Genomic DNA, 6,148 nt, shown 5'->3' with positions numbered 1-6,148 from the left:
CGAACACCACCGTTAAGCGCGTCCGCAAAGCCGCGCCAGCTGCAGCAGCTGACGGTGCCAAGACCGAGTAATCGGTCTAATAACGGAGAATACAAATGATGCAACCCGCTCGCAGAAAATACCGCAAAGAGCAAAAAGGCCGTAACACTGGTGTCGCAACCCGTGGTAACTCGGTTGCTTTTGGTGACTTCGGTCTCAAATGCACCGACCGTGGTCGCCTGACTGCTCGTCAACTTGAAGCCGCACGTCGTGCGATTTCCCGTCACGTCAAACGTGGCGGCCGTATCTGGATCCGTGTCTTTCCGGACAAGCCGATCTCCCAAAAGCCTGCTGAAGTGCGTATGGGTAACGGTAAAGGTAATCCAGAGTACTACGTGGCTGAAATCCAGCCCGGCAAGATCGTTTTTGAAATCGTCGGTGTGTCCGAAGAACTTGCACGCGAAGCGTTCCGCCTGGCTTCTGCCAAGCTGCCGCTGCGCACCACGTTCGTCAGCCGCATGATCGGCCAGTAATCAGGAGAATGAAGCAATGAACACTACTGAACTGCGCCAAAAAGACGTTGCCGGCCTGCAAGCTGAAGTCAAAGAGCTGCAAAAAGCCCACTTTGGCCTGCGCATGCAAAAAGCCACGCAGCAATTGACCAACACTTCCACGCTGCGTTCGACGCGCCGTGCCATCGCTCGCGCCAAAACCATTTTGGCCGAAACCATCGTCAAGCAAGGAGCCAACAAATGACGGAGCCAAAAAAATCCCTCAAGCGCACCTTGATTGGCAAGGTGGTCAGCGACAAGCGCGCCAAGACCGTCACCGTGCTGGTCGAACGCCGTGTCAAGCACGAGCTGTACGGCAAGATCGTGACCTTGTCCAGCAAGTACCACGCCCATGACGAAAAGGGCGACTACAAGATGGGCGACGTGATCGAGATCACTGAAAGCCGTCCAATCTCCAAGACCAAGAACTGGGTTGTGACCCGTTTGGTCGAAAAAGCCCTGATTGTCTAAGTCTTCCAGACTTTGACTCCAGGTCATCAAAAAAAGGCTCACTTTGTGGGCCTTTTTTGTTGCCGGTCACGGTATCGCCTATAGCAGGCGGCTGCCAAAGACCGTTAGCGGTCCAGAGACTTTCCATGTGCGTCAAAATGAAATGAGTCGACGGAATTTCGTTGATTTACAACCAGGAGAACCCATGATCAAAGTAGGCGACACCCTTCCCGCAGTCACGCTGATGGAGTATGCAGAAGTTGAAGGCAATGGCTGCAGCATTGGCCCCAATCCGGTCGATCTGGCCCAGGAAAGCGCTGGCAAAACCATCGCCCTGTTTGCCCTGCCGGGCGCTTTCACCCCGACCTGCTCGGCCAAGCATGTTCCCGGCTATGTCGATCACCTGGACGAGCTTAAAGCTGCCGGAGTCGATGAGGTCTGGTGTGTGAGTGTGAATGATGCCTTTGTGATGGGCGCCTGGGCGCGTGATCAAAAGACCGCCGGCAAGGTGCGCATGCTGGCCGACGGTGATGCCACGTTCACCAAAGCCACGGGCCTGACGCTGGACCTCACGGGCAAGGGCCTGGGCCTGCGCAGCAACCGCTACTCCATGCTGGTCAAGGATGGCAAAGTCGTGGGCCTCAATGTGGAAGGCCCCGGCAAGTTCGAAGTCAGCGACGCTGCCACGCTGCTGGCGCAGGCCAAAGCCTGACGCTGGCTGCTTTCTCCGGCAGGCCACCGTTCGCAGGAGCGGTGGCCTTCTTTATGTGCAGCAGCGAACAGGCCGCCGGCGATGCCCGGAAAAAGTTTTTACGCCTGAATTGATAGCTGTTGACGCTCGCAAAGCCTGGGCTGAAGCCGTATTTGGCTTACAAGTCAACCTTCAGGTAATGGGCTCCCGCAATCGGGTTGTGGTAGTAGGGCGGAATGCTTTCAAAGCCGAGTTCGGTGTAGAGGGCACGGGCCGATTCCATGTCGTCCAGGGTGTCCAGCAGCACGCTGTGGTAGCCCGCCATACGCGCGGCATCCAGCACCGCCTCAGCCAGCTGCCTGCCCAGGCCAAGCCGGCGAAAAGCCTTGCGCACAAAAAGCCGCTTCATCTCGCTGGCATTAGGGTAGTCTACCGAGTCGAGCCGGCGCAGCGCGCAGCAGCCTGCGATTTCCCCGCCTACCGTGGCCAGCAGCAGGGTGCCCGTCGGGGCCTGGTACTCGCCGGGCAGCCCGGCCAGCTCTGCCTCGAAATTCTGGAAGCACAAATCGATGTCCAACTGCTCCGCGTACTCCATGAATATCTGGCGCGTCGCGGCCAGCCGATCGGGTGTGTCCGGGATGATGAACTGGAAGGGGAGGCTTTGCACGGTGTCGGCTGAAAAAATCTTGCGCCAGTTTAACTGGCATTTATTTGCACGCCATCTGCTGCCCGGCCCTGCAGGTCTGGCATCGATTCAGAAAGCCTGCGCTCCGAGGCTAAAAACCCAATAGGCCAGCGCAGCGCAAGCCCACAAAATCAGCAGCGCGGCCATGCGCGACAACGCATCATCGCGGGAGGGCGGTACGGCCACTACCAGATTCTTGTCGCCGTGCAGCATGGCCAGCACCAGATTGTGCTTGCGGTACAGGTAAAAAAGGATGGCTGCGATGTGCAGCACCACCAGGCCCAGGAGCAGCCATTTGCCAATCGCCGTGTGGTAGTTGGTTGCCAGGCTGACGGTGGCGTTGGAGACAAAGCGCGTCAGCGGGCCCGCGAAGGAAATTTCATCGTCGCTGAGCAGCCCGGTGCCCACCTGGGCCAGCAAAACGCCCAGCAAGGCAAATACCGACAAGGCACCGACAGGGCTGTGGCCGACGCCATGCTCGAGCTTGCCTTGCCCCTTGAGGTACTTGATGAGGCTTTGGGGGGCATAGATGAAGGCGCCAAAACGCGACCAGCGCCCGCCGGCCAGTCCCCAGATGATCCGGAAAAGCAGCAGTGTCAGCACGAAATAGCCAAAGCGGAAATGCCAGATCATGGCACTGCCGCCCACGCTGCCGGTGATCGCCAGACCCGTGATGCAGAGCAGCAGCGCCCAGTGAAAGACGCGCGTGGGCAAGTCCCAGACCCGCACCTTGTTCAGGTTTTTATTGTTGTACACGTGCATTCCTCGTTCATGGTGTTTGTTTTACACAGCTTCCCGGCAGCGCTACGCTGCATCACGGGTGCGTTCGCACGGCGCAGGGTTCCTGCGGAACTTGTCTGTCCCCGCTAAACTCCAGCTGACTGGCGACAGGCCGAAAAGCGTTGCCAGTCCCCCCACCCTGCTCAATTTCAAAAGGAACTCGATGAAAGCTTTTGCCTGTATCGCTGCAGCGGCCACCGTATTCGCCATCGCCGCGCCGGCCTCCGCGCAGTTCGCCAAGGCGGAAGACGCCGTCAAATACCGCCAGAACGCGCTGTTTGTCATGGGCCAGCATTTCGGCCGCCTGGGCGCCATGGCCAATGGAAAAGTGCCGTTCGATGCCAAGGTGGCGGCCGACAACGCCGAACTGGTCGCGACGATGGCCAAACTGCCCTGGGCCGCTTTTGGTCCCGGCACCGACATGGACGGGAACACCAAGGCCAAACCTGAAATCTGGACCGAGCAGGCCAAGTTCAAGGAACACGGCGACAAGATGGTAGCGGAAACCACCAAGCTCGCTGCCGCCACCAAGACTGGCAACCTCGCCAGCCTGAAAACCGCTTTCGCCGCCACGGCAGATACCTGCAAGGTTTGCCACGACGCCTTCCGGAGCAAGTAAGTCCTGCGGCCTTGAACTGGTGCGGGTTGGGTCGGTGTGAAAAGGGCTTGATCAGGCCTCGGCCAGCAGCTTTTCAATCAGGCGGTGCAGCGCCTCAAAATCGGGCTCGCCCACGAACTGCTTGACGATCTGGCCGCGCTTGTTCACCAGAAAGGTCGTTGGCGTGAGCTGGACGTCGCCCCAAGCCTTGGCTGCGGCGCCCGTGTTGTCAATCGCCACATTGAACGGCAACTTGCGTGTCTCCGCAAAGTTGACGACGTAATTCGGCGGGTCATAGCTCATGGCCACTGCCAGCGTGTCGTAACCCTGGTTTTTGTACTTGTTGTGGGTGGAAATGAGCTTGGGCATCTCTGCCACGCAGGTCACACAACTGGTCGCCCAGAAGTTGACCAGGGTGACTTTGCCCTTCAGGTCCGCAATGATTTTTTTGCTGCCATCGAGCAGTACAAAGCTCGATTCGGGTGCTGCCTGCGCGCCACTGCAGCCTGACAGGCTCAGCAGTCCCCCCAGCATCAGTGCGCCAGCCAGCGCCACACGGAATGCCGCCAGGGTGGAAAATTTTTTCATAGGAAAAGACCTCATCATGTTACGCAAAGAGTTTAACCAGGCCAGCATCCGCGCACTGATCAGTGCGCGGTAAAAAGATGGACTCCTCGGCAGTCCGAAAGTTCGCATTCCTTTGCCTGGCCATCTTGAAGAGAAGTCCAGATCGTCCGGGATGTGACACTCCTACCTGCGCCGCCCGTTCGAGCATGGCACCACCACTGGCGGCGCAATTGTTGACAGCGGGAAGTTCCCCAGGGGCCAGCTCAACCCCCGTCAAGCTGGCCACGGCCGGCATCGCGCGCATCGACGATTTGCTGGCCGATCTGGAGCAGGCCCTGGCCGCGATGTAAGGACACGGTTGAATCGTTGTCGGTACGCAACGATTCAACCCTGGCGAAGGCCGGGATATTTGATCTGCCTCAAGCGCAACACGCGCCGCAGAGTCGTATTGAAAACGTTTGCGCCAGATCAAACGTGCTTTAAGGGGCGGCGGCGTCCAATCAGTACTGGGAATGTTCCCGGCTCTTTATTAGCTGCTCATCATGAAAAAACAAATCATCGCCGCCGCCGTTTTGTGCACCCTTGTGTCGGGTGCCGCCATCGCCCAGCAGGCCGCAGAAGGTCCCTGGATGGTGCGCGCCCGCGCCGTGCACCTGGACAGCGTGAACGGCGATGGCACCGGCCTGGGCCTCTCGGTCAACAACAAGTGGATGCCCGAAGTCGATATCAGCTACTTTCTCGACAAGAACGTGGCGCTTGAGCTGGTGCTGACGGTGCCGCAAAAGCACACGGTGCGTTCTTCCGTGCTGGGCGCCGACCTTGGCACGCTCAAGCATCTGCCGCCCACGCTGATGGTGCAGTACCACTTCCCAGCAAGCGGCTTCAAGCCCTACGTCGGCGCCGGTCTGAACTACACGCGTTTCAGTTCTGTGAATCTGCCGGCCGGTGTGGACATCGAGCGCAGCAGCTGGGGTCCTGCCTTGCAAGTGGGCGTGGACATTCCGCTCACCGGCAACATGTACCTCAACGTGGACGTGAAAAAGGTCTACATCCGCACCGACGTGTCGGTGGCTGGCGCGAACCTGGGCACCTTCAAGGTTGATCCGGTGCTCTTCGGTGTCGGTCTGGGCTGGCGCTTCTAAATTCAGGTTTCCTGAACTGAAAGCCCTGTCGCACCACTGTGCGGCAGGGCTTTTTTCATGGCCCCCGTTCAGCCGGTGGGCGGGCTGCCTTCCCGTGCCAGGGCTTCCAGTTCCTGTGCATTGAACACCCGCGACCGGGTGTGAAACGCCTTGCCTTCGGGCCCTTCGAGTGAAAACGTGCCGCCGTGGCCGTCGATCACGTCGATGATGAGCTGGGTGTGCTTCCAGGTTTCATATTGCGACTTACTGATGTAAAAACTGGCGCCGCCGATCTCGCCCAGCAGCACGTCGCCCGCCCCCATGGTGATTTCACCGGGCAGGTAGCAGTTGGCGGCGCTGTTGTCGCAACAGCCGCCGCTCTGGTGAAACATCACGGTGCCGTATTTTTCTTTCAAAAACGCCACCAGTTCCAGCGCAGCCGGGGTGGCAATGACTTTTTCAACCATGTGGGTTTCCATGAAAAAAGGGGCAGTTGCCCGCCCCTTTTGAGTGAATTGCTGAACGGTGGTTTCCGGATCAGAAGAAGCCGAGCTTGCTTTCGCTGTAGCTGACCAGCAGGTTTTTGGTCTGCTGGTAGTGGTTCAGCATCATTTTGTGGTTTTCACGGCCCAGGCCCGACTCCTTGTAGCCGCCAAACGCGGCATGCGCCGGGTAGGCGTGGTAGCAGTTGGTCCAGACCCGGCCGGCCTTGATCGCGCGGCCCAT

General features: G+C 58.9%; 12 protein-coding genes. 7 read left to right on the top strand and 5 right to left on the bottom strand.

The genetic code is table 11. The features are described 5' to 3' along the window. Positions 1 to 95 precede the first annotated feature (95 nt). From rplP to Q8K05_RS15540, 4 genes are all read left to right on the top strand, one after another. Positions 96 to 512: a 50S ribosomal protein L16 gene (gene rplP, locus Q8K05_RS15555; protein WP_305247532.1), complete on the top strand. Its 417-nt coding sequence runs from the start codon at positions 96 to 98 to the stop codon at positions 510 to 512. A gap of 16 nt (positions 513 to 528) precedes the next feature. Continuing rightward, positions 529 to 735, top strand: a complete 207-nt coding sequence (gene rpmC / locus Q8K05_RS15550; protein WP_305247531.1) for a 50S ribosomal protein L29 — start codon at positions 529 to 531, stop codon at positions 733 to 735. Continuing rightward, positions 732 to 1,001: a 30S ribosomal protein S17 gene (gene rpsQ, locus Q8K05_RS15545; protein ID WP_305247530.1), complete on the top strand. Its 270-nt coding sequence runs from the start codon at positions 732 to 734 to the stop codon at positions 999 to 1,001. Before rpmC ends, rpsQ begins: the two co-directional genes overlap by 4 nt. 184 nt (positions 1,002 to 1,185) lie before the next feature. Then, positions 1,186 to 1,692, top strand: a complete 507-nt coding sequence (locus tag Q8K05_RS15540; protein ID WP_305247529.1) for a peroxiredoxin — start codon at positions 1,186 to 1,188, stop codon at positions 1,690 to 1,692. Between the two features lie 157 nt (positions 1,693 to 1,849). On the opposite strand, the gene Q8K05_RS15535 is transcribed toward Q8K05_RS15540, so the two are convergent. Beyond that, on the bottom strand, positions 1,850 to 2,338 hold the full coding sequence (locus Q8K05_RS15535; protein ID WP_305247528.1) for a GNAT family N-acetyltransferase: 489 nt from the start codon (positions 2,336 to 2,338) through the stop codon (positions 1,850 to 1,852). A gap of 87 nt (positions 2,339 to 2,425) precedes the next feature. Continuing rightward, positions 2,426 to 3,118 carry a cytochrome b/b6 domain-containing protein gene (locus Q8K05_RS15530; protein WP_305247527.1) on the bottom strand — a complete coding sequence of 231 codons (693 nt, stop codon included), beginning with the start codon at positions 3,116 to 3,118 and terminating at the stop codon, positions 2,426 to 2,428. Positions 3,119 to 3,299: 181 nt separating this feature from the next. Between Q8K05_RS15530 and Q8K05_RS15525 the strand changes: the two genes are divergently transcribed. After that, entirely contained in the window at positions 3,300 to 3,755 is a 456-nt protein-coding gene (locus Q8K05_RS15525; RefSeq protein ID WP_305247526.1) for a cytochrome c, read from the top strand. A 51-nt stretch (positions 3,756 to 3,806) separates the two neighbouring features. Here Q8K05_RS15525 and Q8K05_RS15520 read toward each other — a convergent pair whose 3' ends face one another. Continuing rightward, positions 3,807 to 4,322 (bottom strand): TlpA disulfide reductase family protein, encoded by a 516-nt coding sequence (locus Q8K05_RS15520; protein WP_305247525.1) that lies wholly within the window; start codon positions 4,320 to 4,322, stop codon positions 3,807 to 3,809. 185 nt (positions 4,323 to 4,507) lie between these two features. Here Q8K05_RS15520 and Q8K05_RS15515 point away from each other — a divergent pair, with 185 nt between their 5' ends. Together Q8K05_RS15515 and Q8K05_RS15510 are read left to right on the top strand one after the other, a co-directional pair. Further along, positions 4,508 to 4,651 (top strand): hypothetical protein, encoded by a 144-nt coding sequence (locus tag Q8K05_RS15515; RefSeq protein WP_305247524.1) that lies wholly within the window; start codon positions 4,508 to 4,510, stop codon positions 4,649 to 4,651. A gap of 192 nt (positions 4,652 to 4,843) precedes the next feature. Beyond that, the gene (locus Q8K05_RS15510; RefSeq protein ID WP_305247523.1) at positions 4,844 to 5,443 is read left to right on the top strand and encodes an OmpW family protein; all 600 of its coding nucleotides are present in this window, start codon (positions 4,844 to 4,846) and stop codon (positions 5,441 to 5,443) included. Between the two features lie 68 nt (positions 5,444 to 5,511). Here Q8K05_RS15510 and Q8K05_RS15505 read toward each other — a convergent pair whose 3' ends face one another. Both Q8K05_RS15505 and Q8K05_RS15500 read right to left on the bottom strand, forming a co-directional pair. Continuing rightward, positions 5,512 to 5,889: a DUF779 domain-containing protein gene (locus Q8K05_RS15505; RefSeq protein WP_305247522.1), complete on the bottom strand. Its 378-nt coding sequence runs from the start codon at positions 5,887 to 5,889 to the stop codon at positions 5,512 to 5,514. A gap of 70 nt (positions 5,890 to 5,959) precedes the next feature. Beyond that, on the bottom strand, positions 5,960 to 6,148 hold a 189-nt coding region (locus tag Q8K05_RS15500; RefSeq protein ID WP_305247521.1), incomplete at its 5' end, for an aldehyde dehydrogenase family protein.

The sequence above is a fragment of the Polaromonas sp. genome (genome assembly GCF_030682935.1).
GTDB lineage: Bacteria > Pseudomonadota > Gammaproteobacteria > Burkholderiales > Burkholderiaceae_C > Polaromonas.
Note: the sequence above shows the minus strand (reverse complement) of the source record. Positions and strands in the feature narration are given on the sequence as shown.

Coding starts and splice junctions, on each gene's coding strand:
- Q8K05_RS15530 (WP_305247527.1), bottom strand. CDS start 3,118: ATGCACGTGTACAACAATAAAAACCTGAACAAGGTGCGGGTCTGGGAC.
- rplP (WP_305247532.1), top strand. CDS start 96: ATGATGCAACCCGCTCGCAGAAAATACCGCAAAGAGCAAAAAGGCCGT.
- rpsQ (WP_305247530.1), top strand. CDS start 732: ATGACGGAGCCAAAAAAATCCCTCAAGCGCACCTTGATTGGCAAGGTG.
- Q8K05_RS15520 (WP_305247525.1), bottom strand. CDS start 4,322: ATGAAAAAATTTTCCACCCTGGCGGCATTCCGTGTGGCGCTGGCTGGC.
- Q8K05_RS15525 (WP_305247526.1), top strand. CDS start 3,300: ATGAAAGCTTTTGCCTGTATCGCTGCAGCGGCCACCGTATTCGCCATC.
- Q8K05_RS15540 (WP_305247529.1), top strand. CDS start 1,186: ATGATCAAAGTAGGCGACACCCTTCCCGCAGTCACGCTGATGGAGTAT.
- rpmC (WP_305247531.1), top strand. CDS start 529: ATGAACACTACTGAACTGCGCCAAAAAGACGTTGCCGGCCTGCAAGCT.
- Q8K05_RS15505 (WP_305247522.1), bottom strand. CDS start 5,889: ATGGTTGAAAAAGTCATTGCCACCCCGGCTGCGCTGGAACTGGTGGCG.
- Q8K05_RS15515 (WP_305247524.1), top strand. CDS start 4,508: ATGGCACCACCACTGGCGGCGCAATTGTTGACAGCGGGAAGTTCCCCA.
- Q8K05_RS15510 (WP_305247523.1), top strand. CDS start 4,844: ATGAAAAAACAAATCATCGCCGCCGCCGTTTTGTGCACCCTTGTGTCG.